The 24,539-nt window shown below is 75.7% G+C and carries 20 protein-coding genes and 1 pseudogene; 15 read left to right on the top strand and 6 right to left on the bottom strand.

Translation table 11 applies throughout. The features are described 5' to 3' along the window. Positions 1-115: 115 nt before the first annotated feature. Positions 116-928 (bottom strand): M23 family metallopeptidase, encoded by an 813-nt coding sequence (locus ABZ836_RS11930; protein ID WP_361141504.1) that lies wholly within the window; start codon positions 926-928, stop codon positions 116-118. Positions 929-1,208: 280 nt separating this feature from the next. On the opposite strand from ABZ836_RS11930, the gene ABZ836_RS11925 reads away from it, so the two are divergent. From ABZ836_RS11925 to ABZ836_RS11900, 6 genes are all read left to right on the top strand, one after another. Then, positions 1,209-2,846, top strand: a complete 1,638-nt coding sequence (locus ABZ836_RS11925; RefSeq protein WP_361141502.1) for an ABC transporter substrate-binding protein — start codon at positions 1,209-1,211, stop codon at positions 2,844-2,846. Positions 2,847-2,942: 96 nt separating this feature from the next. After that, positions 2,943-5,114 carry an alpha/beta fold hydrolase gene (locus tag ABZ836_RS11920; protein ID WP_361141500.1) on the top strand — a complete coding sequence of 724 codons (2,172 nt, stop codon included), beginning with the start codon at positions 2,943-2,945 and terminating at the stop codon, positions 5,112-5,114. Beyond that, positions 5,111-6,118 carry an ABC transporter permease gene (locus tag ABZ836_RS11915; protein WP_356129643.1) on the top strand — a complete coding sequence of 336 codons (1,008 nt, stop codon included), beginning with the start codon at positions 5,111-5,113 and terminating at the stop codon, positions 6,116-6,118. Before ABZ836_RS11920 ends, ABZ836_RS11915 begins: the two co-directional genes overlap by 4 nt. Next, positions 6,115-6,954 carry an ABC transporter permease gene (locus tag ABZ836_RS11910; protein WP_361141498.1) on the top strand — a complete coding sequence of 280 codons (840 nt, stop codon included), beginning with the start codon at positions 6,115-6,117 and terminating at the stop codon, positions 6,952-6,954. The genes ABZ836_RS11915 and ABZ836_RS11910 overlap by 4 nt, the downstream gene beginning before the upstream one ends. Then, positions 6,951-8,876 (top strand): ABC transporter ATP-binding protein, encoded by a 1,926-nt coding sequence (locus ABZ836_RS11905; RefSeq protein ID WP_361141496.1) that lies wholly within the window; start codon positions 6,951-6,953, stop codon positions 8,874-8,876. The genes ABZ836_RS11910 and ABZ836_RS11905 overlap by 4 nt, the downstream gene beginning before the upstream one ends. 104 nt (positions 8,877-8,980) lie before the next feature. After that, positions 8,981-9,598, top strand: coding sequence for an XRE family transcriptional regulator (locus ABZ836_RS11900; protein WP_361141494.1), 618 nt, complete (start codon positions 8,981-8,983; stop codon positions 9,596-9,598). A 79-nt stretch (positions 9,599-9,677) separates the two neighbouring features. Here ABZ836_RS11900 and ABZ836_RS11895 read toward each other — a convergent pair whose 3' ends face one another. Together ABZ836_RS11895 and ABZ836_RS11890 are read right to left on the bottom strand one after the other, a co-directional pair. Continuing rightward, complete coding sequence (locus tag ABZ836_RS11895; protein ID WP_361141492.1) at positions 9,678-11,333, bottom strand: hypothetical protein; 1,656 nt, start codon at positions 11,331-11,333, stop codon at positions 9,678-9,680. Continuing rightward, positions 11,330-12,013 (bottom strand): ABC transporter ATP-binding protein, encoded by a 684-nt coding sequence (locus ABZ836_RS11890; protein WP_356129653.1) that lies wholly within the window; start codon positions 12,011-12,013, stop codon positions 11,330-11,332. Before ABZ836_RS11890 ends, ABZ836_RS11895 begins: the two co-directional genes overlap by 4 nt. Positions 12,014-12,334: 321 nt before the next feature. On the opposite strand from ABZ836_RS11890, the gene ABZ836_RS11885 reads away from it, so the two are divergent. Next, the gene (locus ABZ836_RS11885) at positions 12,335-12,538 is read left to right on the top strand and encodes a cold-shock protein (RefSeq protein WP_108952184.1); all 204 of its coding nucleotides are present in this window, start codon (positions 12,335-12,337) and stop codon (positions 12,536-12,538) included. A 293-nt stretch (positions 12,539-12,831) separates the two neighbouring features. Further along, positions 12,832-14,337 (top strand): DEAD/DEAH box helicase, encoded by a 1,506-nt coding sequence (locus ABZ836_RS11880; RefSeq protein WP_356129655.1) that lies wholly within the window; start codon positions 12,832-12,834, stop codon positions 14,335-14,337. Between the two features lie 328 nt (positions 14,338-14,665). Here ABZ836_RS11880 and ABZ836_RS11875 read toward each other — a convergent pair whose 3' ends face one another. Beyond that, positions 14,666-15,166, bottom strand: a complete 501-nt coding sequence (locus ABZ836_RS11875; RefSeq protein ID WP_361141489.1) for a DUF4383 domain-containing protein — start codon at positions 15,164-15,166, stop codon at positions 14,666-14,668. A gap of 147 nt (positions 15,167-15,313) precedes the next feature. Here ABZ836_RS11875 and ABZ836_RS11870 point away from each other — a divergent pair, with 147 nt between their 5' ends. The 4 genes and pseudogenes from ABZ836_RS11870 (at position 15,314) to ABZ836_RS11855 (ending at position 19,722) form a co-directional block, all read left to right on the top strand. After that, positions 15,314-16,552 carry a cytochrome P450 gene (locus ABZ836_RS11870; RefSeq protein ID WP_361141487.1) on the top strand — a complete coding sequence of 413 codons (1,239 nt, stop codon included), beginning with the start codon at positions 15,314-15,316 and terminating at the stop codon, positions 16,550-16,552. 5 nt (positions 16,553-16,557) lie between these two features. After that, positions 16,558-16,861: pseudogene (locus ABZ836_RS11865) on the top strand (hypothetical protein). Positions 16,862-17,068: 207 nt separating this feature from the next. Then, entirely contained in the window at positions 17,069-18,619 is a 1,551-nt protein-coding gene (locus ABZ836_RS11860) for a PP2C family protein-serine/threonine phosphatase (protein ID WP_361141485.1), read from the top strand. After that, positions 18,616-19,722, top strand: coding sequence for a cobalamin-dependent protein (locus ABZ836_RS11855; RefSeq protein WP_361141483.1), 1,107 nt, complete (start codon positions 18,616-18,618; stop codon positions 19,720-19,722). Before ABZ836_RS11860 ends, ABZ836_RS11855 begins: the two co-directional genes overlap by 4 nt. Positions 19,723-19,739: 17 nt before the next feature. Here the strand turns inward: ABZ836_RS11855 and ABZ836_RS11850 are convergent, their stop codons facing one another. Next, positions 19,740-20,909 (bottom strand): zinc-dependent alcohol dehydrogenase, encoded by a 1,170-nt coding sequence (locus tag ABZ836_RS11850; RefSeq protein ID WP_356129665.1) that lies wholly within the window; start codon positions 20,907-20,909, stop codon positions 19,740-19,742. Next, a complete protein-coding gene (locus ABZ836_RS11845; RefSeq protein WP_361141481.1) occupies positions 20,906-21,394 on the bottom strand; it encodes a hypothetical protein in 489 nt (162 codons plus the stop codon). The genes ABZ836_RS11850 and ABZ836_RS11845 overlap by 4 nt, the downstream gene beginning before the upstream one ends. Positions 21,395-21,526: 132 nt before the next feature. Between ABZ836_RS11845 and ABZ836_RS11840 the strand changes: the two genes are divergently transcribed. The 3 genes from ABZ836_RS11840 to ABZ836_RS11830 all read left to right on the top strand — a co-directional run bounded on the left by ABZ836_RS11840 (position 21,527) and on the right by ABZ836_RS11830 (position 24,521). Next, positions 21,527-22,183 (top strand): pentapeptide repeat-containing protein, encoded by a 657-nt coding sequence (locus tag ABZ836_RS11840; protein WP_356129669.1) that lies wholly within the window; start codon positions 21,527-21,529, stop codon positions 22,181-22,183. A gap of 269 nt (positions 22,184-22,452) precedes the next feature. Further along, a complete protein-coding gene (gene ctaD / locus ABZ836_RS11835) occupies positions 22,453-24,162 on the top strand; it encodes a cytochrome c oxidase subunit I (protein WP_356129671.1) in 1,710 nt (569 codons plus the stop codon). Continuing rightward, complete coding sequence (locus ABZ836_RS11830; protein ID WP_356129673.1) at positions 24,159-24,521, top strand: hypothetical protein; 363 nt, start codon at positions 24,159-24,161, stop codon at positions 24,519-24,521. Before ctaD ends, ABZ836_RS11830 begins: the two co-directional genes overlap by 4 nt. The last annotated feature ends 18 nt before the right edge of the window (positions 24,522-24,539 follow it).

Raw genomic sequence — 24,539 nt, 5'->3', positions numbered from 1 at the left:
CGGTGCGCGCCTTCCTCCCAGCGGACCGCCCGGCCGCGGCCCCCGCCACCCGTGGGCGTCCGGACGGGCCAACGGCGCGCACCGTCCGGACGCCGCGGTGGCCGGCGACGACCCGTCAGCAGACGGGGACGCCGGGGAGCTGTGCGGAGGGGTGGTCGATGTAGATGTTGGAGACGAAGCCGTTCTGGTCGCGGAGCTTGCTCCACCAGTTGTTGGTGTAGCCCTCGGCGTTGACCGTGTCGCCCTGCTTCTGGCAGACCACCCACACCGAGGTCGGGCCGCTCAGGGTGGCGACCACCGGCGCGCCCAGCCGCGCGTCGGCGCGGACGTTGACGCCGCTGCCCCAGGTACGGAAGGCGCCGCCGCCGCTGCCGCCGCAGCCGTTGTCGCTGGTCAGGTAGGCCTGGTGGTAGGAGCCGGGGTAGGAGAGCCCGGCGCCGTTGATGACGATGTTCTGGCCGGTGCCGTTGTACAGCTGCTCGTAGTGGATGTGGGCGCCGGAGGAGTTGCCGGTGGAGCCGGTGGTGCCGATCTGCTGGCCCTGGGCGACGTAGGCGCCGCTCGGGACGGAGTAGGCGGCGAGGTGGAAGTAGTAGGTGCGCCAGCCGCCGCCGTGGTCGATGACGATGTAGTTGCCGGCGCCGCTCGCCTGGTAATGGCGGGTGGCGGTGCCGGCCGCGGAGGCGAGGACCGGGGCGCCGGCGGTGGCGCCGCCGTCGGCCCGGACGAAGTCGAGGGCACGGCGCACCTCGGCCGAGTGGTGGCTGTACGTCCAGCGCTGGCCGCACGGGAACGGCGCCTTGAAGTTGGGGGCGGCGGCGATCGCGGCCCTCTCGGCCCCGGCCGCCTGCGCGGGGGCCGCGGACAAGCCGGTCAGGGCGAGCAGGACGACGGAGAGCAGCGCGGGCAGACGTCTGAGCAGGGACAAGGAGTCCTCCTCGGATGGGGGGAACGACGCTCGACGCCCGGAACGTAGGGCCGCCGCCCCGCCCGCCACAAGAGTGCCTACCGGCCTTCCGGCCACCTCCCGGAACCTCTGCGTTCGCCCTCCGGCACCGGCGCGGGTCCGCTTCCGTGTCCGCGTATAAGGCGCCCTTTGACGTGGCCAAAAACCTTCGGATACTGTCACCGCCCAAGTGGACACTTCTGGTGGACAAGCGACCGGAAGAGCGAGACGTACGGACGTACAGAGTGAGGACGGTGGCCCGATGGCGGCCTCGGAGACCGGCGGTGCCCTGAGCCGTCGCAGACTGCTGGGTCTTTCCGCGGCGGGAGCCGGCGTGCTCGCGGCCTCCGGACTGCTCGGGGCGTGCGCGCCGCAGGCCGCCGACCAGGGCGGCAAGGGCGAGGCGCGGGGCGTGGACGGGCCGGTCGGCGAGCTGACCTTCGCCCTCCCCTCCTCCATCTCCTCGCTGGACGTCGGCCGCGAGTCCGGCGTGCTGAACTACCTGGTGGCGACCCTGGTCCAGGAGTCCCTGCTCTCGGTGACCCCGGCCGGCGCCCTCGAGCCCGGCCTGGCCACCTCCTGGAAGCAGCCGGACGCCACCACGTACGTGTTCACGCTCCGCCGCGGCGTGGTCTTCAGCGACGGCACGCCCTTCACCGCCGCCGACGTGGTCGCCTCCATCGAGGAGATCCGCGACCCGGAGAACGCCTCGGTGCTCGCCTACGCCTTCGCCGGCGTGAAGTCCGTCGAGGCCACCGGTTCCCACGAGGTCACCGTCCGGCTCGAGGCCGCCGACGGCGCCTTCCTGTGGAGCGTCGCGCCGGGCTGCCTGCCGGTCGGCAGCGAGAAGTTCCTGCGCGCCAACCGGGGGCGGATCGGCACCGAGAAGACGCTGCTGCTGGGCACCGGCGCCTACCGGATCACCGAGTTCGCCGCCGACAGCCACGTGCTGCTGGAGGCCAACCCGCGCTGGTGGGGCGAGAAGCCCGCGGTGTCCGAGCTGAAGCTGACCTTCGTCCCGGACGCCGGCACCCGCCTGGTCGCCATGAAGTCCGGCTCGGTGGACGGCGCGCTCGCGCTCGCCTCCGACGAGACCAAGGGCTGGGACTCGGCCGCCGAGGTCGCCTACACCGCGGACCGCTCGGTGGTCTCGCTGGCCTTCGACACCTCCAAGGCGCCCTGGAACGACCCGCACGTGCGCCGCGCCGTCGCGCACGCCGCCGACCGGGAGGGCATGGTCGGGGGCATCCTGCAGGGCAGGGCCGAGGTCGCCAACGCCCTGGTCTCGCCCGCCATGTGGGGCGACCTGATGCCGGCCGACGAGGTCGACGCCGCCTACTCCCGGATCCCGGAGTACGCGTTCGACCTGGACAAGGCCCGTGCGGAGCTCGCCCGGTCCCGGCACGCGGACGGGTTCACCGCCGAGCTGCACTACCCGGCCAGCGGCCCCCAGGTCGGCAAGGCCGCGCTGGCGCTGGCCGACTCGCTGAAGAAGCTCGGCATCACCCTGAAGGTCAAGGAGATCACCCTCGAGGCCTGGGTGAACGAGCTCGGCTCCGGCAAGCAGCCGCTGCAGTTCCTCTGGTACTTCCCGGTGACCGGCGACCCGGCGGAGCTGGCCGACGCCTACCTCAACGCCGCCGCCACGGCCACCAACATCGCCCACTACGACGAGCCGGCCGTCAACGAGGCGCTGGACGCCGCCAGGACGGACACCGACCCGGCGAGCCGCGGCCGGAAGCTGATGACCGCCGTCACCACCGCCTCCGAGGACCTGCCGTACCTGCCCCTGTGGTGGGCGCGGACCGCGACGGCGCTCTCCCGCGAGATCGTCCTCCAGGAGCCCGGGCCGTTCGCCTTCGTCGGCCCCTGGGCCACCCGGATCCGCAAGGCCGCCTGACCGGCCGACGGCTCCTCCCCCTGACCGGTGGGCGGGGACGACGGCCCCCGCGCCGTCCCCGCCCACCCGCACGCTCCCTCCAGACACGGACTCCGCATGCACAGCCCCGACACTCCCCCGTCCCCACAGCGCCCCGCGGCCGCCGCCGTCCGGCGGGTCCGGGAGGCCATGCTGCGGCTGGTCCACCCTGCGGAGGCCCGCCTCAGCCCGGACGGGACCACGGTGGCGGTCACCGCCGCCGCCCCGGACCACACCGGCATCGTGCTCGTCCCGGCGGCCGGACACGGCGCCGACGGCCCCGGGGCCGCCGACCGGGCCGCGGAGGACCGCGCCGCGACCTGGCGGCACACCCCGCGCTGGCTGCCCGACTCCCGTCATCTGCTGCACGTCGCCCACCCCGAGGACGCGGACCGGCATCCGCACCTGGCCCTGCTCGACACGGCCACCGGCGAGGCCCGCACCCTGCTCCGCGCCCCCGGCGAGGTCGAGGACCTGCTGCTCGCCGACGACGGCGCGCACGCCCTGCTGCTCACCGCGGACGACGGCGCGGAGCGGGACGGGATGAGCCTCGGCCTGCCCGTGCGGCTGGGCCCCGCACCGGACCCGGAGCGGTTCGCGCCCGGCCTCGGGCGCCGCCGGCTGCACCTGGTGGACCTCGCCACCGGCGCCGCCCGCGAGGTCGGCCCCGAGGGGCTGACCGTCTGGAACGCGGCCTGGCGCGGCGGGGACGTGGCGGTGGCCACCGTCTCCGAGGAGACCCTGCCCTCCGGCTACTACGCGGCCCGCTTCGCCGCCCTGGACCTCACCACCCGCACCGCGCGCACCCTGCACCTGCCCGAGGGCCAGCTCACCGCGCCCGCGATCGACGCGGAGGGCCGGCGCGCCGCCGTGGTCGAGGGCATCTCCATCGTGGCCGGACGCCCTCTGCTGATCGACCTGGCGACCGGCGAGGTCACCCGCCCGTCGGGTCTGGAGGACCTGACCTGGCTGGAGTTCGCCGACCCCGCGCACGAGCCCGGGCACGGGCACGGGCACGGGCACCCGTCCGAGCAGCATGGGCACGGGGACGGTGACGGCGACGACGCGCGGGCCGGGCGGCCCGGGCGCGGGTCCGGGTCCCGCCCCGCCGTCGCGGAGGCCGGACCGGGCCTGTGGCACGCCGGCTGGGACGGCTTCGGCTCCCGCGTCGGCCGCGTCACGGACCGCGGCGAGCCCCTGACCGGCTGGCACGGCCCGGTGACCCTCACCGGCCCCGGCTTCGCGCCCGCGCTCTCGCTGAGCGCCGACGGCCGCACCGCCGCCACCGTGCTGGACGCCCCCGGCCGCCCCGCCGAGGCCGTGGTCGCCGCCACCGAGGGGCCCGACGCCTGGCACTGGCGTCCGGTGACCGCGCTCAACGCCGGACGGCGGATCGACGGCTTCCGCACCTCCGCGACCTCCTGGACCTCCACCGACGGCACCCCCGTCCACGGCCTGCTCCTGGACGCCCCGCACACCTCCGCCGCCCCCGCCGCCCCGCGCCCCCTCGCCGTGCTGCTGCACGGCGGCCCGTCCTGGCTCTGGACCTACGCCCACGCCCCGGGCGACGTGCTGGGCCTCGCCCCGGCGCTCGCCGCCGCCGGGTACCGGGTGCTGCTGCCCAATCCCCGCGGCAGCAGCGGCCGCGGGCTGGACCACGCCCGCGCGGTGGTCGGCGACGTCGGCGGCGGCGACCTCGAGGACGTGCTCTCGGGCGTGCGCCACCTGATCGACGCCGGCCTCGCCGACCCGGACCGGACGGCGGTGCTGGGCCACAGCTACGGCGGTCACCTCGCCGCGCTGGCCGCCGGCCGCACCGGCCTGTTCCGCGCCGCCGTGGTGGTCTCCGCGCCCGCCGACTGGGTCAGCTTCCGCGACACCAGCAACATCGGCGGCGGTTACGACGACGCCTACGCGATCCGGCCCCGGGCCCGCGAACGCTCCGCGGTCGCCGCCGAGGGCGGTCCCGGCACCCCCACGCTGATCGTCCACGGCGCCGAGGACCGGGTCACCCCGGTCGGCCAGGCCCACCAGCTGTACCGCTCGCTGAGCCGCGCGGGCCGGGCCCCGGTCGAGCTCTACGTGTACCCGGAGGAGGGCCACGAGTTCACCTCCCCCGACCGGCTGCTGGACGCCGTGGGCCGGGTCGAGGCATGGCTGGCCGAGCACCTGCCGGGCGGCCCCCCGGCCGACGGCGGGTCCCGCCACGCGCCCGGCGGACCCCACGCGCCCGAGGGAGGCGAGAGATGACCGCGGGATACGTCCTGCGCCGGCTCGGCGGCACGCTGGTGCTGCTGTTCGTGCTGTCGGTGGCGGTGTTCGCGCTGCTCCAGGCGGCGCCCGGCGACCCGGCGCGCACCCTGCTGGGCCCGCGCAACGCCACCCCCGACGCGCTGGCCGCCGTACGCGCCCGGCACCACCTCGACCAGCCGTTCGCGGTGCAGTACGTGCGCTGGGCCGGCGACGCGCTCCGGCTGGACCTGGGCACCTCCATCCGCACCGGGGCGTCCGTGGCCGCCACCATCGGCGGACGGCTGGCGCTCACCGGGCAGCTGGTGGGGCTCGGCCTGGCGATCGCGCTGCTGCTGGGCGTGCCCGGCGGGGTCCTCGCCGCGCTGCGCCGCTACCGGGCGACCGACCGGGTGGTGCAGACCGCCTCGCTGATCGCGCTCTCCACCCCGGCCTTCGCGGGCGGCCTGGTGCTGATCTACGTCTTCTCGCTGATGCTCGGCTGGTTCCCCGCGTACGGGCCCGGCGAGGGCGGCGAGCGGCTGCTCCACCTGGTGCTGCCCTCGGTGGCGCTGGCGCTGGGCGTCACCGCGGTGCTGCTGAAGCTGACCCGGGCCGCGGTGATCCGGGAACTCGACAAGGAGCACGTGGTGTTCGCGCGGGCCCGCGGGGTCCCCGAGCGCCGCATCCTGGTCCACTACGTGCTGCGCGGCGCGCTGGTCCCGGTGCTCACCGGCGTCGGGCTGGTCGTCGCCTACCTGCTGGCCGGCACGGTGATGGTGGAACAGGTCTTCGCGCTGCCCGGTCTCGGCTCGCTGCTGGTGGACTCGGTGACCTACCGCGACGTCCCGCTGGTGCAGGCGGAGGCGCTGCTGATCGCGGTGCTGGTCTGCCTGGCCGGCCTGCTCACCGACCTCGCCCAGCCGCTGGTCGACCCCCGCCTGCGCCCGGTGGCCGCCGCGCCCCGACGCGCCGGGCCGCCGTCCGGCGGCTCCTCCCTCCGCAGCACCGGGGAGCCCCGATGAGCGCGCCCGCCTCCGTGACCGCCCGGCCGCGCCGGGTCCGTCCGCTGACCGCGCTGAGCGCCCTGGTGGCCGTGCTGCTGCTGGCGGCCGCCGCGTTCGGCCAGACGCTGCTGCCGCACTGGGACGCCCAGGACATCACCGCCGGCGCCCGGATGCCCGGCGGCGGACACCTGCTCGGCACCGACGAACTGGGCCGCGACATCGCGCAGATGGTGGTCGCCGGCGCCCGGTCGACGCTCACCGGCGCCGCGCTGGTAGCCCTCGGCTCCATGCTGATCGGCAGCGTCCTGGGCCTGCTCGCCGGCTACCTCGGGGGCTGGACCGACGTCCTGGTGCGCCGCTGGGCCGACCTGCTGCTGGCGGTCCCCGCGCTGCTGGTCACCCTGGTGGTGGCCGGCATCGGCGGCGGTGGCTGGGCGCTGGCGGTCTGCGCGCTGGTCGTGCTGACCTCCCCGTCCGACATCCGCCTGGTGCGCACCGCGGTCCTGGAGCAGCGGCACCTGCCGTACGTGGAGGCCGCCGAGACGCTGGGGCTGTCCCGGCGCACGGTGATGCTGCGGCACATCTGGCCGAACACCCTGCCGGTGGTCGTCGCCAACACGCTGCTCAACTTCGCGGGCGCCGTGGTCTCGCTGAGCTCGCTGTCCTTCCTGGGCCTGGGCGTCCCGCCGGGGGCGCCCGACTGGGGCCGGATGCTCTCCGAGAACCGCAACCTGCTGTGGACCAACCCGAGCGCCGCGCTCGCGCCCGCCGTTCTCATCGTCCTCTCGGCCGTCGTGCTCAACCTGCTCGGCGACCGCGTCCTGGAGGCGTTCTCCAAGCGAGGCAAGTCGTGACGACCACCACCGCAACCAGCACCGCGACGACCCCGCTCCTGGAGGTCGACGGCCTGTCCGTGGCCTCCGACGCCGGGTCCCGCGCCGTCGTCGTGGACGGTGTGTCGCTGACCGTGGCGCCCGGCGAGTGCGTCGGGGTGGTCGGCGAGTCCGGCAGCGGCAAGTCGCTGACCGTGCGGGCCGTCGCCGGGCTGCTCCCCGAGGGCCTGCGCGTCACCGGCGGCGCGGTCCGCCTCGACGGCGAGGACGTCCTGGCCCTCGCCCCCCGCGCCCGGGCGGCGCTGCGCGGGCGGCGGATCGCGCTGCTGATGCAGGACCCGTTCGCGATGCTGCACCCCCAGCTCACCTGCGGCCGGCAGATCGCCGACGGGCTGCGCGGCCTCGACGGCCGCGGGCGCGCCGTCCGCGCGGCGCGACGCGCCGAGGTGGAGCGCCGCCTCGCCGAGGTGGGCCTGGACCCGTCGGTCGCCGACCGCCACCCGCACGAACTGTCGGGCGGCATGCTCCAGCGGGTGGCCACGGCCGCCGCGCTGGCCGGCGACCCCGAGCTGCTGATCGCCGACGAGCCGACCACCGCGCTCGACACGGCCACCCAGGCGGCCGTCCTGGACCTGCTGGGCGGGCTGCGGCGCAGCCGCGGCATGGGCCTGATCCTGATCACCCACGACCTGCGGGTCGCCTTCTCCACCTGCGACCGGGTGCACGTGCTGTACGCCGGGACGGTGGTCGAGCACGGCCCCTCCGAGGAGCTGCGCGCCGACCCCCGGCACCCGTACACGGCGGCCCTGCTCGCCTCCGAGCCCTCGGCGCGGGAGCGCCGCCCCCGCCTCGCCACCGTCCCGGGCTCCGTCCCGGCCCCCGGCGAGCGCGGCCCCGGCTGTCCCTTCGCCGACCGCTGCGCCTTCACCGTCGCGGCCTGCCGCACGACCCCGGTCGCCCTCGGGCCGGCCGGTGCGGACGCCGCGGCCGGCGCACGGGCCACCGCCTGCCTGCGGGCCGCCGAGCTCGGACGGCTCGGCCCTCCCGCCGACGGCGACCCGGCCGCGGACCGGCCGGAGACGGCGCGGGAGGACCCCGCCGGGGCCGCCGAGCCCGCCGGGGCCGCCGGGACGGACGGGACGGACGGGACGGACGGGCCCGGTGGCGCCGACGACGCCGCGCTGGTGGTCCGGGAGGTGGGCCGCCGGTTCGGGACGGACGGCGGGGAGCGGCAGGCGCTCGCCGACGTGTCGCTGACGGTGCCGCACGGGGAGGTGACGGCGCTGGTGGGGCGGTCCGGCTCCGGCAAGACCACGCTGGCGCGGATCGCCATCGGCCTGGAGTCCTACGACTCCGGCACCGTGCGCACCGGCCCGGTGGAACTCCCCCGCGGCCGCCGCCCGTCCACCGCGGACCGGCGCCGGCTGGCGGCGCACGCGCAGATCGTCTTCCAGGACCCCTACGCCTCGCTGAGCCCGCTCCGCACGGTCGGCGCCACCCTCCGCGAGGCCCTGGACGCCGCCCGGCGCGGCGGACGCGGCGGCGACGAGACCGTGGAGTCGCTGCTGGCCCGGGTCGGCCTGCCCGAGCGGTACGCGGGCCGGCGGCCCGCCGCCCTCTCCGGCGGAGAGCGTCAACGCGTCGCGGTGGCCCGGGCGTTGGCCGCGCGGCCACGGCTGCTGATCTGCGACGAGGCGGTGGCCGCGCTGGACGTGTCGGTGCAGGCGCAACTGCTCAACCTTCTCGACGAGTTGCGCAGGGACCAGGGTTTCGCGGTGCTGTTCATCACCCACGACCTCGCCGTGGTGCGGCAGATCGCCGACCACGTGGCGGTGCTCCACGACGGCCGCCTCGTCGAAACCGGCCCGGCGGAACGGGTGTTGGACGCCCCCGAACACCCCGAGACGCGGCGGCTGCTCGCCGCCGTCCCCACCCCACGGTAGAGTCGGGCACCCCTGACCTGCGCTCTCGACCAGCGACCCTGACCTGCGACTTTGACCAGCGACCTTGACCAGCGACCTGACCGCGACGACGAAGGAGGCCGACGGTGACCGGGACGAGCACCCGGGCGGCGGTCCCGCGCCAGGCCGGCGACGTGACGGAGCCCGCCGCGCCGTCCGCGTCCGGCGCCCGCGCCTCGCTCGCCGGGAACGTCAACCGGCGCCGCCTGGCACGGGGTCTGAGCCTGCGGGAGCTGTCCGCCGCGACCGGCGTCAGCAAGGCGTTGCTGTCGCAGATCGAACGCGCCGAGGCCAACCCCACGGTGGACGTCCTGGTGCGGATCGCGGACGCGCTGGAGACGACCTGCGACGAGCTCCTGCGCCGCCCGCTGCTCCACCCGGAGATCGTCCGCGCCGCCGACCTTCCCGAGCCGCCGGACGAGACCTCGGTGCACCAGCTCTTCGCCGGCCACGAGCCGGGCCGGATCGAGCTGTACCGCACGCGCCTCCACCCGCACGCGCAGAGCCAGTTGAGCTCGCACGGCGCGGGGTCGGTGGAGTACGTGGTGGTCCTGGCCGGGGAGGTCACCCTCACGGTGGACGACCGGCCGTACCATCTCGGGACCGGCGACAGCGCCCGCTTCTCCGGGCTGAGCAGCCACTTCTACACCACCGACGCGGCCCCCGCCGTCACCCTCACCATGGTCGGGCACCCGCGCCACTGACGGCGCGGCACCGCGCCGCCGGGCACCGACCGGGCGGCGGGGCCCGCGGCGGGGCTCGCGGCGCGGCTCGCGGCGCGGCTCACGGCCGGACCAGCGCGCGGGCCCGGCGGCGGGCCCACAGCAGCAGCACCGCCGCGACCGCCCAGCAGACCAGGAGCCGCACCGCCCCGGTGCCCCCGGTCCCGCCCGCCGCGGCCGTGGCCGTCAGGACGCCGGCCACGGGTCCCGCCGCGTTCCACAGCAGGGCCAGCATCGGCCCCGCCCCGGCCAGGGCGGGCGACCCGTACAGCCGCGCGGCGGGTGTGGCGGGCCGCCAGGCGCCGACCAGACCGGCCGCGACCAACACCGGCACCGCCCCCAGCAGCCACCACAGCGCCGGCCCGCCGCCCAGCACCACGGCGGCGGGCGTCCCCACCGCCGTCAGCACCGCCACCGGCACCACCGCGTGGGCCACCGCGATCCGCTGGAACGGCCGGGGCGACCAGGCCGCGCGGCGCGGGTCGTCCCCGTCCAGCCGGGCCGGCTCCAGCAGCCGTGCCGCCGCGCCGTACGCCAGGAGGGCTGCCGCCACCGTCGCCAGCGGTCCCCGTTCCGCCGCCGCCACGGCGAGCAGCAGCAGGAGCAGCGCCGTGCCGGTCCGCCGGGGGGCCGCCGCAAGGGACACCGCGTCCCGCCAGAGCACCAGCAGTCGTGGGGAGCCGGGCGCGGCGAGCCGCCCGGCCCACCGCGCGAGCCGTCCCCTGCCCCGGTCGCCCCGCGCGCGGGCCGTCGCCAGCCGCACCACCCGCGCGTCCGCGGCCAGGATCCCGGCCAGCACGCCGTCGGCCGCCCGGGCCCGCGCCCGCAGGGTCTCGCCGGGGATGCCTCCCACGCACCGCAGCGCCGCCCACAGGGCCGCGGCGGTGGCCACCGCCAGCAGCAGCGCCGCCACCGGCCACCCCGGCGCCGTGCCGCCCGCCGCCGCCAGCACCGGCTGCGCCGCCCAGCCCCACGGCCCCGACCACAGCTCCGCCGTCTCCAGCCATCGCGCCCGCCCGCCGCCGCGCGCCGCCGCCACCGCCTGCGCGCCGCCCAGCAGCAGCGCGGCCACCGCCCACGGCGTGACGCGGTGCACGGCGTCCGCCGCCCGGCGGGAGCGCTGCACCACCGCCGCCGCGGAGACCGCCAGCAGCGCCACGCACAGGGCGCCGCCCAGGCAGGCCGCGGCCAGCGGGCCCAGGTCGCCGAGCCCGGTGGCGGCCAGCAGCCCGGCCCCCACCAGGCCCAGCAGCAGCCCCGCGGTGGACCAGATCCCGGCGGACAGCCAGAACCAGGGCAGCAGGAAGGTCCGCCGCCGCACCGGGAGGGTCAGCAGCAGGTCGACCACGGGGGCGGGCGGGGTCACCGGCCCCCGCCACAGCGCGTCGCGGACGGTGGCCCACACGACGAGGGCGGCGGCCGTGGTCAGCCCGGCGGGCAGCACGGCCTCGGTGACGGCGGCGTGCACCGCGAACGGACGCTGCCCGGACTCCGCGAGCAGCCCCGCCAGGAACAGGCCGTACCAGCCCCCGAGCAGGACCACGGCCGTGTAGAGGCGGGAGACGAACCGCCGCCTCGTCTCGGCCCCGCGCCGGGCCCTCAGCCAGGCGCGCACCTCGGCCGTGCGGTCCGGGGCCGGCCGCGGCCCGTCCGCCCGCTCCCCGGCCACCGGCGCCGTCGTGCCGCTCGCGCCGCTCATGCCGCTCGCGCCGCTCATCTCTGCGTCTCCGCCGTCGCGAGCACCCGCTCGGCGGGCCCGTCGGCGACCACCGCCCCGTCCCGCATCAGCACCACCCGGTGGGCGGCACGGGCCAGCTCGTGGTGGTGGGTGGCGTAGAGGACGGCGGTGCCCCGGTCGCCCTCGGCCCGCACCAGGCCGGCGAGGCGGCGGCGCGCGCCGGGGTCGAGCCGCTGCTCGGGCTCGTCGAGCACCAGCAGGTCGCGGGGCCTGAGCAGGGCCGCGCCGAGCAGCAGGGACTGGAGCTGCCCGGAGGACAGCGCGCCGGGCAGCGACTCCCCGTGCGCGTCCAGCCGCATCTCGCGCAGCACGTCGTCGATCCGCTCCCGCGCCACCCCGTGGCCGACCGCGACCAGCTCCAGGTGCTGCCGCACGGTGAGGTCGGGGTACCAGCTCGGCGTGTCGGCGACGACGGCGACCCGGGCCCGCACCCGGGGGTCGTCCTCGGTCATCGGCGCCCCGTCGAGGAGGACCGTGCCGGCGTCCGGCCGGTCCCGCCCGGCGGCGATCCGCAGCAGGGTGGACTTGCCCGACCCGTTCGGCCCCATCAGCGCGACCCGTTCGCCGCGGGCGATCTCCAGCCGCACGGTCCGCAGCGCGACCCGCTCCCCGTAGCTGCGGCTCACTCCGTCGGCCGTCAGCAACGTCGTCGTCCCCACCCCGCCGTTCCTCCCCGGGCCCGTGCCCGCGACCGGCCCTTCCGCACGTTCATCAGACCACGAACGTGTGCTCCGGACCGGTGGCACACCCCATCCGGACGCCGTCGGTCGACCCGCCGACGGCCCTTGTGTGCTACGGTCGCAGAAGTTGCAGTTTTGGTTCCCAGAGGCTTCGAGTGCTCTTCCGACCCTTTCGTCGACGAGCACTCTTTTTGTTTTCGGCAGTTTCACCGCTTGCCGGGGATCTCCGGACGGGAAATCATCGCAGCGACTCCGGTTCCACGCGGTGTGGATCCGGGCATGCCCAGAAGGAGATTCAATATGGCATCTGGCACCGTGAAGTGGTTCAACTCGGAAAAGGGTTTTGGCTTCATCGAGCAGGACGGCGGCGGCCCCGACGTCTTCGCCCACTACTCGAACATCGCCACCTCCGGCTTCCGTGAGCTTCAGGAGGGCCAGAAGGTGAACTTCGACGTCACGCAGGGCCAGAAGGGCCCGCAGGCCGAGAACATCGTTCCCGCCTGACGCTGACGCGTTCGACGGACCGGGGCCCGCACTACGCAGTGCGGGCCCCATTCCCGTGCGGTGTTCGCCGCGCGGACGCCCGGGCGGCGAGCTCCGCCGCCCCTTCCGGACGCACTCGGTACGGACATTCATCTCCCGTACACGTCCGGCTCATTCTTCCGGCGCAGCCGCCGCCTTCTCCGGCCGGCGCTGTTTCGCCCACCCACCGGCTCAAGTATTGCGAATACCCGCACGGCGCTCGCCCGCCCGGGGGAATTCCTCGATACGTGTGCCGCATCGAGGAAGGTTCCGCCTTGAACCGCACCACCCGCTCCAACGGCTCGCGTCCCGACCGCCGCCCGTCCGACGGCTCGGGCTCCGGCTCGCGCGGCGGCCGGTACCGCTCGCAGGGCTCCGGGGCCGGTCGCCAGGGGGCTCCGTCCCGCAAGGGCGGCACGCGCCGCCCCGGTTCCCCGGCCCGTTCCAGCGAGTTCGCGCCGCCCGCCACCATCACCCCGGCGCTGCCGGCGGTGGAGACGTTCGACGCGCTGGACCTGCCGGCCGCGCTGCTGTCGGCGCTGACCGCGCAGGACGTCACCGCGCCGTTCCCGATCCAGGCGGCCACGCTGCCGAACTCGCTGGCCGGGCGTGACGTCCTGGGCCGCGGCCGGACCGGCTCGGGCAAGACGCTGGCCTTCGGGCTGGCCCTGCTGGCCCGTCTGGCCGGGCAGCGCGCCGAGTCGAAGCAGCCGCTGGGCCTGGTCCTGGTGCCCACCCGCGAGCTGGCCCAGCAGGTCACCGACGCGCTCACCCCGTACGCCCAGGCGCTGCGCATGCGCGTCGCCACGGTGGTCGGCGGCATGTCGATCGGCCGCCAGGCGGGCGCGCTGCGCGGCGGCGCCGAGGTCGTGGTGGCCACGCCGGGCCGTCTGAAGGACCTCATCGACCGCGGCGACGTGCGGCTGGACCGCGTGTCGATCACGGTGCTCGACGAGGCAGACCAGATGACCGACATGGGCTTCATGCCGCAGGTCACCGCGCTGCTGGACCAGGTGCGCCCGGACGGGCAGCGGATGCTGTTCTCGGCCACCCTGGACCGCAACGTGGACCTGCTGGTGCGCCGCTACCTGCACGACCCGGTGGTCCACTCGGTGGACCCGTCGGCGGGCGCGGTCACCACCATGGAGCACCACGTGCTGCACGTGCACGACGCGGACAAGCACGCCACGACCACGGAGATCGCCGCCCGCGACGGTCGCGTGATCATGTTCCTGGACACCAAGCACGCGGTGGACCGGCTCACCAAGCACCTGCTGTCGGTGGGCGTGCGCGCCTCGGCGCTGCACGGCGGCAAGTCCCAGCCGCAGCGCACCCGGACCCTGGCGCAGTTCAAGGACGGCCTGGTGAACGTGCTGGTGGCCACCAACGTGGCGGCGCGCGGCATCCACGTCGACAACCTGGACCTGGTCGTCAACGTCGACCCGCCGGCCGACCACAAGGACTACCTGCACCGCGGCGGCCGCACCGCCCGCGCCGGCGAGTCCGGCACGGTCGTCACCCTGGTGCTGCCCAGTCAGCGCCGCGAGATGGACCGGCTGATGGCGGACGCCGGCATCACGCCGCGGATCGCCAAGGTCCGCTCGGGCGAGGCGGAGCTGACCCGGATCACCGGCGCCCAGGCCCCGTCCGGCGTCCCGGTGGTCATCCAGGCCCCGGCCGCGACGGCTCCGTCCGCGCGTTCCGCGGCCTCCCGCCGGGGCCGGCGCAGCCGTCCCGCGCAGGGGCGCCGCCGCACGCCGGGCGGCGGCTCCGGCCGCTGACCGGTCCGGTCCCCCGGCCCCCGGCCCCCGGCCCCCGGCCCCCGGCACGATCAGGCCCCCGTCCCGTTCTCACCGAACGGGACGGGGGCCTCGTGCGTCGCCCGAGGGGCGCGCGGGTCGGTCGCGCGGGTCGGTCGCCGCCGTCCTCGTCGGTGGTGGACGGCTGCTCGTCGTCCTGGCGGGCGCGCTCCTCCTCGGGGTGGACGTCCCGACCTGCTCCAGCGGGCTGTCGGCCCGGTCGCGGTCCTGGGGGTCCGGCATGGGGCCTCCTCGTGGTCGCCCGGACGTGTCACCTCGCGAGTCACCCGCCGGGCTCCGTGCCAACCGCTCAGGGCGCCAGGTTGGCCCCGCCGTCGCCGCGGCCCCCGGTGGCCCGGTGCGTTCCGGCGCCGCCGCGGCCGCGGGTCAGCAGCAGGGCCAGGGCGATCATGCCGAGGCCCAGGAAGAGGTGGAGCCAGTTGTCGGCGTTGTTCAGCGGCACGAAGTTGGCGCTGCTGTGGTGGTCGACGACCAGCCCGTAGACCCACAGCACCAGGTAGACCAGGCCGCCTCCGATCAGGTAGGCGCGGGCGGCCTGCGCGGTCCGCGCCAGGGCCAGGCCGAGCACGCCGAGGAGCAGGTGCAGGAGGTTGTGCAGGATCGACACCTGGAAGACGCCCAGGAGCTTGGCGCCCGACCCGTGCGAGGCGAACTGCAGGTCGCCGTAGTTCGTGGTGATGCCGGGCACGAACCCGAGCAGTCCCACCAGGACGAACACCAGGCCCACCGCCTGGGCGGCCCGCTGCACCGGGGAGCGGGCCCCGGCCGGGCGCGCGTCGTTCGTGGTCATCGTCGTACCACCTCCTCACGGCGGACTCCGGCCTTCGGCTCCCGCCTGTGCTGCGCCCGGTGCCCAGCCCCGGCGGGGGCAGTCCGCCGCTCACCCGCTCGGCGGAGCAGGGAGTTTTCCGGCCCGGCCCCCGGGCACTCGCCCGCCATGTCCAGCAATCCCTCTCCGCTCGCCGACCGCACCGCCGCGCTCCTGCTCAAGGGCTACACCTGGCTCCCCGGGCTGGTCCGGCGGTACGGGACCCCGCTGCGCACCCGGCTGGCGGGCCGCCCCACCGTGGCCCTGCGCGGCCCGGAGGCGGTCCGGTTCGTGTACGACGAGCGGCACGTGGTGCGCGGGCCCGCCCTGCCGGAGCCCGTGCTGAGCACGCTCTTCGGGAAGGGCGCCGTGCACACCCTGGACGGTGAGGCGCACCGGGTGCGCAAGGCGATGTTCCTGTCCCTGCTGACCGACCCGCGGCAGGTCGCCGACCTCACCGAGCAGGTCGCCGACGCCTGGGAGCGGGCGGTGCCCGGCTGGGCGGAGCGGGACGAGATCGTGCTGTTCGACGAGGTGGCCGCGGTCCTCGCGGAGGGCGTGTGCCGGTGGGCCGGGGTGCCGCTGCGGGACGACGAGGTCGGTCCCCTCGCCCGCGACCTGGTGGCCATGGTGGACGGTTTCGCCACCGGCGGTCCGCGGCACTGGCGGGCCCGGCGGGCCCGCGCGCGGCGCGAGTTCTGGGCGGCGGGAGTCGTCGAGGAGGTCCGCGACGACGCGCTGGCCCCGCCGGAGGGCTCGGCGCTCGAGGTGATCGCCCGGCACCGCGACGCGGACGGTCTGCCGCTGGAGCCGCGGGTCGCCGGCGTGGAGCTGCTGAACGTGCTGCGCCCGACGGTCGCGGTGACCTGGTTCGTCTCCTTCGCCGGGCACCTGCTGCACCACCGGCCGGACGTGCGGGACCGGCTGTGGACGGACGACGCCGCCTACCTGGCCGCCTTCGTCCACGAGCTGCGCCGCTTCTACCCGTTCGCGCCGCTGATCGGCGGACGGGCCCCGGCGGAGGTGTCGTACGGCGGCGAGCGGATCCCCGAGGGCGGCTTGGTGCTGCTCGACCTCTTCGGCCAGAACCACGACGAGGAGCTGTGGGGCGACCCGTACGTCTTCCGGCCGGAGCGGTTCCTCAAGCGGCCGGTCGAGCGCGACGAGCTGGTGCCGCAGGGCGGCGGCGACCCGGCGCGGGGCCACCGCTGCCCCGGCGAGGCGATCACCATCGCGCTGCTGGAGGCGCTAACGCTGCGGCTGGCCCGGCTGGAGCACCGGGTGCCCGACCAGGACCTGCGGATCTCCCTCCACCGGATGCCGGCCCGGCCCCGCAGCGGGATCCGCATCTCGGTGACCGGGACGTGACGACGATGGCCAGGCCCAGGCGCTACGCGGTGGCGGCGTCCGGACGGTGGACCGACGAGGAGGACGGGCGGCGGCTCCCGGCCGGCGAGGTGCGCCTGGGAGCCGGGGACCAACCGGACCGTCTGCGGTCTGTCGATCAGCCGCTCCGAGCTGACCCGCTTCGCCGGGGTGCTCTGGCAGGACACCTTCCCGGAGTCCGGCGGCGCCGCGGACCGGGTCCGGCGGGTGTGCCCGCGGTGCGCCTCGGTGGCCGGCCGCCGCGGTCCGGACGCCCGGCCGCGCCGGCAGCGGACCAGGCCGCGGCCGTGACCCGGCACACATCGGGGCCCGCACTTGCTCCCACACGCCGAAGCGCGGGAAGGTGGTAGGACCAATGTCGTTCAGAAGGGCGGTCGGCGTGCTTCGGTCACGCCCGTGATGGACCCCTCGCACTCACTTCACGACAACCCCTCGGCCGCCGCGTTCGAACGGGAAGCGGCCCGTACGGCCCCCTTCCCTCTTCTGACCGCGGACCCGATGGGTGTCGTCACCTCGCTCAACCCCGCCGCCGCCGTGCTGCTCCCGCGCGCCGCGACCGGGGTGCCGCTGCGCGACGCCGCGCCCTCCTGGCTGGTCAAGGCCCACGAGCGCGCCTGCCGGGCCGCCTCGTCCCAGGGCTCTGTCGCCACCTCCTGCGGTCCGGTCGGCGACCGCTGGTTCCGTGCGCACCCGGTCTTCGCCCCGGACGGCGGCGTCGGCTGGTGGCTGCTGGACGACACCGCGCGCCACGCCGCCGAGCGCCGGCTGGCGGAGGAGCGGCGGCTCGCCGGCGTGCTCGCCGAGGCATCCGGCGCGCTGCTCGCCACCCTCAACCCCGAGCGCTGCCTGGAGCTCACCGCACGGCTGGCCGCCGAGCACCTGGCCGACGCCGCGGTGGTCGTCGCCCCCGCGCTCGGCCGGGGCCTGCCGGTGGCCCGTTGCGGCCCGGACGGCGTGGCGACCCACCAGTTGCTGCGCGCCGAACCTGCGGCGGTTCCGGGTCTGGAGGAGGCCCTGCTGGGGCGCCTGCCCTCGCCCGCCACCGTCACCGTCGACCCCGCGCTGCTGCCCGACTGGGCGGTTCCGGAGTCCCTGACGGGGCCGGTGACCCGCGCGTCGCTCACCCCGCTGCCGGGTCAGGGCATGCCCGCGGGGGCGCTGCTGCTGCTCGACACCGGCGCCTCCGACGGCGCCGACGACGCCCGCCCCGGTCCGGGTTTCGCCCGCCTCTTCGCCAGCCGGGCGGGCGCCGCCCTCTCCGCCGCGCGGCTGCACGCCGACCAGGCGGCGATCACCGCCACCCTGATGCGGGGCCTGCTGCCTCCCGGGCTGTCGGCGGTCCACGGCGTGGAGTACGCCGGCGTCTACCGGGCCTCCGGGGCGAGCGAGTGGGTGGGCGGCGACTTCTACGACGTCCATCCGGGTTCCGGCTCCGGCGACGAGACGCTGGTGGTGCTGGGCGACGTCTGCGGCAAGGGGCTGGAGGCCGCCGTCCTCACCGGCAAGATACGCAACACCCTGCAGGCGCTGCTGCCGCTCGCCGACGACCACCAGCGGCTGCTGGGCCTGCTCAACGGCGCCCTGCTCACCCCCGCCAACCCGCGCTTCGCCACGCTGGCCCTGGCCTCCGTGGTGCGCGACGGTCCGCTGGTGCGGCTGCGGGTCACCAGCGCGGGTCATCCGCCGCCGTTGGTGGTGCGGCGTTCGGGGGCGGTGGAGGAGGCGCCCACCCGGGGCACGCTGGTCGGCGCCTTCCACGAGATCAGCTCCACCACCGCCGAGGTGGTCCTGGAGCCGGGCGAGACCTGCGTGTTCTTCACCGACGGCGTCACCGAGGCGCGCGGGGGGCCGCTGGGGAACGAGATGTTCGGGCAGCGGCGGCTCGAGGCGGCGCTGGCCGAGTGCGCGGGCATGCCGGTCGACGCGCTGGCCGATCATGTGCACATGCTGGTCGCGGACTGGCTCTCGGGGAACGATCATGACGACATCGCGGTGGTGGCCGTCGGCGCCCCGCACCGCTCATCGCCTCAGGAAGGCCCCTCCGCATGACGCAGCGACACTCCGAGGACCGGGGCGCGGCCCCGGCCCAGGCGCCCTGGGAGAAGGTGCCCCTGGACGTCCACGAGCGCCTGTGGGAGGCGCTGCGGGAGGGCGACGAGTACACCGCGTCCGGGGTCGTCCTGGACGCGGTCGAGGACGGCCTGAGCGTGGAGGACGCGCTCCTCGGGCTGATCGCGCCGGCGCAGGTGCGGATCGGGGCCGAATGGGCGGCGAACCGGATCACGGTGGCCCAGGAGCACACGGCGACCGCGGTCAACGAGCGGGTGATGGCCGCGCTCGCCCACCACCCGGCGCACCGGCCGCCCGCCCCGCACCTCGGGCGGATCACGGTGGCCTGCGTGGACGGCGAGTGGCACGCGCTGCCGGCCCGGCTGGTCGCGGAGGTGCTGCGGCGGCGCGGCTGGGAGGTCGGGTTCCTCGGCGCCCACGTGCCGACCGCGCACCTGGTCGCGGACCTGCACGCCTCCGCCCCGCGGGCGGTGGCGCTGTCCTGCTCGTTGCCGCGTCACCTGCCCACCGCGCACCGGGTGGTGGCCGCCTGCCAGGACGCCGGGTTCCCGGTGCTCGCCGGCGGCCGGGCGTTCGGGACGGACGGGCGGTACGCGCGGGCGCTGGGCGCGGACGGGTGGGCGCCGGACGCGCTGGGGGCGGCGGACGTGCTGGCGTCGGGCCTCGCCGGGAGCCTGCCGCGGCCGGGGCACCGGCCCGTCGACGACCTGCCGCACCTGGCGGACCAGGAGTACGCGGTCGTGTCGCGGGCCCGGCAGGAGCTGGTGCGGTCGGCCCTGGCGGGACTGGAGGAGCGGTTCCCGCCGATGCGGACGTACTCGGACGTGCAGCGCGACCGCACGGCGGAGGACGTCGCGCAGATCGTGGACCACCTCGCGGCGGCGGTCTACGTCGACGACGACGCCCTCTTCACCGAGTTCCTCACCTGGACCGCGGAGGTCCTCGCCGCCCGCGGTGTCCCCGCGGCCGGCCTGATCCCCACCCTGGACCTCCTCGCCGCGGCCCTCCCGCCCGGCACCCCCCGCGCCCGCCGCGTCCTCGCCGCCGGCGACCGCGCGCTCACCGCCGCCCCGCGGCACTGACCCCGCCCCCGGCGGCCTCAGGGGCGGATGACGGAGCGGACGCAGCCCTGCTTCTTGTGCTTGAACAGGTCGTACGCCTTCGGGGCCTCGTCCAGGGGGAAGGTGTGGGTCGCCAGGTGGGCCGTGCTGATGTCCCCCGCGGCGACCCGCTCCAGCAGCATCGGGATGTACCGCTGCCCGTGCATCTGCGCGCCCCGCAGCGTCAGCCCCTTGTTGACGACGGCGCCGAGCGGGAACTTGTCGACGCCCCCGGCGAAGACCCCGAGCACGAACACCGTGCCGCCCTTGCGGCAGGCGTGGATCGCCTCCCGGACCGCCGTCGGCCGGTCGGTCTGGAGCCGCAGCTGCTGCTTGACCTGGTCGTAGACGTGGCCGATGCCGTCGCCGTGCGCCTCCTGGCCCACCGCCTCGATGCACACGTCCGGTCCCCGGCCGCCGGTCCGCTCCCGCAGCTCCGCCGCGACGTCCGTGCGGGTGTAGTCGATGGTCTCGGACCCGATGTGGCGCTCCGTCATGGCGAGCCGCTCGGGGATCCGGTCGATGGAGATCACGCGTTCCGCGCCCATCAGGAGGGCCGCCCGCGCCGCCATCTGGCCGACCGCCCCGCAGCCCCAGACGGCGACCACGTCACCCGGCTTCACCCCGCCGAGGTCGGCGCCCATCCACCCGGTCGGCACCGAGTCGGAGACGAACAGAGCGCTGACGTCGTCGACCTCCTCGGGCACCGGGAACGCCCCGTGGTCGGCGAACGGCACACGCACGTACTCGGCGTGGCTGCCGCGCAGGCCGCCCATGGCGTGCGAGTAGCCGAAGATGCCGCCGGTCTCGTAGCCGAAGAGGGCCTGGCCGACGCCGGGGTTGGTGTTGGTGTTGTCGCACAGCGACCACAGGTCGTTGGCGCAGTACCAGCACCGGCCGCAGCCGACGAAGGAGCACACCACGACCCGGTCGCCCGGCTTGTGCCGCCGCACCCCCCGCCCGGTCTCGACGACCTCGGCCACGAACTCGTGCCCGATGACGTCGCCGGCCCGCATCGCGGGGATGTAGCCGCCGATCAGGTGCAGGTCGGACCCGCAGGTGGTGCCGGCCAGCAGCCGCACGATCATGTCCTGGTCGTTGCGCAGCTCCGGGTCGGGGACCTGCTCCACGGCCAGCTCGTTCACGCCTTCCCAGCACAGCGCCTTCACAGCACTCCTTCCCCGCCGGACCTCCGGCTCAGCAGTCCCAGCACCTTCCCGCCCGGGGTGTCGTGCGTGGTGGGCGGCGTGTCGGGCAGCATCACCTCGCCCGTCTCCAGCAGCGACTTGGCCTCCCGCAGGGCCACCCGGAGCTCCTGCCGCGGGTCCTCGCCGGCCAGCCGTCCCGGCAGGGACGACGCGAGGCGCGAGGGCGGGTCCTTCAGCAGCACGGCCAGTTCGGTGCCGCGGTCGCCGGGGGCGGGGGTGATCCTCACGTCGACCCGGTCGGCGAACCGGTCGAGCGGCGGCGGGAGTTCACCGCCGCGGCCGACCTCCTCGGGCGGCAGGTTGACGGTGACCGCCAGCCACCGGTTCCCGGCACGCCCCTCCTCCGCCTCGCGGTCCTCGCGGTCCTCCCGGCCCCGGGCGCGGGCTCCGCGCACCGCCACCACCCCGGCGGCGAGGGCGGGCAGCCCCCACACGATCTTCTTCATCCGGTCCTCCCGGCCGAGCGCTCGGTGTCCGTCCCCGTGGGCGGTGGGGTACCAGGAAGGAACGGTTCGAAACGGCGCCCGCGGCGCCGGCCCCGGTAGAGTCGGTGCCTCCCGTACGTCTGCGAGGTGCCCATGACGGCCGTCCCCCAAGAGCTCGGCGACCTGCCGTACGCCGGCTACCTGGAGCCGTTGCCCGGGGAGCTGGAGACCGAGGGCGTGTACGACACCGTCCACGCCGACGAGCGGGAGTTCCTGGAGCCCCGGGCGGGCGGCGCCCGGTTCGTGGAGTGCGCCTTCACCTCGGTGGCGTTCGAGGGCGGGGGGATGCGGCGGGCCCGGTTCACCGACGTGTGGTGCCACAGCACCCGCTGGGTGGGCACCGACCTGGCCGAGTCGTCGTGGATGGACGTCTCGCTGGTCTCCGGGATGCTGGCGGGGGCGCAGGCCTTCGGCTCCACGCTGCGCCGGGTGACCTTCTCCCACTGCAAGCTGGACTCGGTGAACTGGCGCTCCGCGGCGCTGCGGGAGGTCCGCTTCGTGGACTGCCTGCTGCGCGACGTGGACTTCGGGGAGGCGACGCTCACCGACGTGTCCTTCCCCGGCTCCACCCTCGACGGCGTCCGGCTGCGCGGCGCCCGGCTCGGCTCCGTGGACCTGCGCGGCGCGGCGTCCCTGGGCATCGCCGACGGCGTGGAGGCGCTGAGCGGGGCGGTCATCGACCACGGCCAGCTCCTCGACCTGGCCCCGGCGTTCGCCCAGGCGCTGGGCGTCACGGTCGCCGAGCGCTGACGCCGGGCCGCGCCGACGCCGGGCCGCGCCCCGTCGCCCCGTCGCCCCGTCGCCCCGTCGCCCCGTCGCCCCGTCGCCCCGTCGCCCGGAAGGGTGGATCGACCGGCCATTCGGCCCCACGGCACGGCTGCGACGCGCCGTGCGGGGAAGAGTTCACGGCTACCTTCGGCCGGACCGGTGAGGCGGAGGGCGGGGAACCCCCGGTTCGCCGGTCCCTTCCATCCGCCGCAGGCGTCGACCGCGTCGACCGCCATGCACCGAGGAGACCGATGGCGAGCCATACCGAACCTGTTGCCCCGGTGCCCGTGAAGGGCCGCGGGCCGGGACGCGTGATCGTCTCGTGGCTGACGACGACCGACCACAAGAAGATCGGTCACCTGTACCTGATCACCTCGTTCGTCTTCTTCCTGCTCGCCGGTCTGCTGGCCCTGGTGATCCGCGCGGAACTGGCCCGCCCGGGGCTTCAGCTGATCTCCAACGAGCAGTACAACCAGGCGTTCACCATGCACGGCACGATGATGCTGCTGCTGTTCGCCACCCCGACCTTCGCCGGGTTCGCCAACGCGATCATGCCGCTGCAGATCGGTTCCCCCGACGTCGCCTTCCCCCGGCTGAACGCCTTCTCGTTCTGGCTGTTCCTGTTCGGCAGCCTGATCGTGCTGGCCAGCTTCCTCACCCCCAACGGCGCGGCCGACTTCGGCTGGACGGCGTACACCCCGCTCAGCGGCAGGGAGCACACCGGGTACCTCGGCGGCGACCTGTGGATCATGGGCCTGGCCCTCTCCGGCTTCGGCACCATCCTCGGCGCCGTCAACTTCATCACCACCGTCCTGTGCCTGCGCGCCCCGGGCATGACCATGTTCCGGATGCCGATCTTCACCTGGAACGTGCTGCTCACCTCGGTGCTGGTGCTGCTGGCCTTCCCGGTGCTGGCCGCCGCCCTGTTCGCGCTGGAGGCGGACCGCAGGTTCGGCACCCACGTCTACGACCCGGCGAACGGCGGGGCCCTGCTGTGGCAGCACCTGTTCTGGTTCTTCGGGCACCCCGAGGTCTACATCCTGGCGCTGCCGTTCTTCGGCGTGATCAGCGAGATCATCCCGGTCTTCTCCCGGAAGCCGATCTTCGGCTACATGGGCCTGGTCGGCGCCACCATCGCCATCACCGGCCTCTCGGTCGCCGTGTGGGCGCACCACATGTTCGCGACCGGCGGTGTGCTGCTGCCGTTCTTCTCCTTCATGACCTTCCTGATCGCCGTCCCGACCGGGGTGAAGTTCTTCAACTGGATCGGCACCATGTGGAAGGGCTCGCTCTCCTTCGAACCGCCCATGCTGTGGGCGGTGGGCTTCCTGGTCACCTTCCTGTTCGGCGGGCTGACCGGCGTGGTCCTCGGCTCCCCGCCGCTGGACTGGCACGTCACCGACAGCTACTTCGTGATCGCCCACTTCCACTACGTGCTGTTCGGCACGATCGTGTTCGCGATGTTCGGCGGATTCAGCTTCTGGTGGCCGAAGATGACCGGCACCATGCTCAACCACCGCCTGGAGAAGATGCACTTCTGGACGCTGTTCGTCGGCTTCCACGGCACGTTCCTGGTGCAGCACTGGCTGGGCGCCGAGGGCATGCCGCGCCGCTACGCCGACTACCTGGCCGCCGACGGCTTCACCGCCCTCAACACCGTCTCCACCATCGCCGCCTTCCTGCTGGGCCTGTCGACACTGCCGTTCCTCTACAACGTCTGGCGCACCGCGCAGCGCGGCGAGCGGATCACGGTGGACGACCCGTGGGGCTACGGCCGTTCGCTGGAATGGGCGACCTCCTGCCCGCCGCCGCGGCACAACTTCGAGACGCTGCCCCGGATCCGGTCCGAGTCCCCGGCCTTCGACCTGCACCACCCGGACCTGGCGGCGTTCGACGAGGACGAGAACGACGGCAAGCGGGACGTCGTGGACGCGGCGAGCCACCGCGGACGGCGGACATGAGCCTGCCCACGCCGGGCGGGCGCGGGGTCCCGCCGTCGGTGGAGATGGAGGCCCACCTGATCGCCCACACCCACCGTGAGCGCGCCCGGCAGGAGGCGCGGGAGCTGTGCGCGCGCATGCCGTGGCTGACGTCCGCGCAGGCGGAGGACCTCGCCCGCCACTACGTGCCGCTGCGCCTCGGCCTCAGCCGGCGCATGCTGCGGGAGGCCGCCGAGCGGGCCGACCAGCTCCGCGGGGAGTACGAGGCGCGCTACCAGGAGCTGCGCCGCGACCTGCTGCGCCGGCACGCCGCGGCCGCCTGCGCCGCTCTGGCCTGCGCGGCGGGCCTGGGGTCCCTGGCCCTGCCGGCGGCCCGCTGACCCGCACGACACGGCCGT

It is taken from the genome of Streptomyces sp. NPDC047130, assembly GCF_040643475.1.
Taxonomy (GTDB): domain Bacteria; phylum Actinomycetota; class Actinomycetes; order Streptomycetales; family Streptomycetaceae; genus Streptomyces.
Note: the sequence above shows the minus strand (reverse complement) of the source record. Positions and strands in the feature narration are given on the sequence as shown.